This is a genomic window from Bacillus sp. Xin1, from assembly GCF_013314535.1.
Taxonomy (GTDB): domain Bacteria; phylum Bacillota; class Bacilli; order Bacillales; family Bacillaceae_G; genus Bacillus_A.
The window spans coordinates 1-263 of the sequence record NZ_JABUAE010000205.1; the positions used below are offsets into that span (position 1 = coordinate 1).

The 263-nt window shown below is 44.9% G+C and carries 2 tRNA genes; both read right to left on the bottom strand.

Going from position 1 to position 263, the window contains the following annotated elements:
• Positions 1 to 23 precede the first annotated feature (23 nt).
• Positions 24 to 99 (bottom strand) — tRNA-Ala (locus HRG09_RS28540).
• Positions 100 to 109: 10 nt separating this feature from the next.
• Positions 110 to 186: transfer RNA gene (locus tag HRG09_RS28545), tRNA-Ile, on the bottom strand.
• Positions 187 to 263 lie beyond the last annotated feature (77 nt).

A 263-nucleotide genomic window follows, 5' to 3' on the forward strand; every position in this document is an offset into this window, starting at 1 on the left:
CATGCTATATAAAATAGCTTTTTTGGTGGAGCCTAGCGGGATCGAACCGCTGACCTCCTGCGTGCAAGGCAGGCGCTCTCCCAGCTGAGCTAAGGCCCCAAAAATTGTATGGTGGGCCTAAATGGACTCGAACCATCGACCTCACGCTTATCAGGCGTGCGCTCTAACCAGCTGAGCTATAGGCCCATACAAATTGCAGAATTAATTTATATCATATTATCATTTAAGAGTCAATATCTTTATTGAACTCTCAAAACTAAACG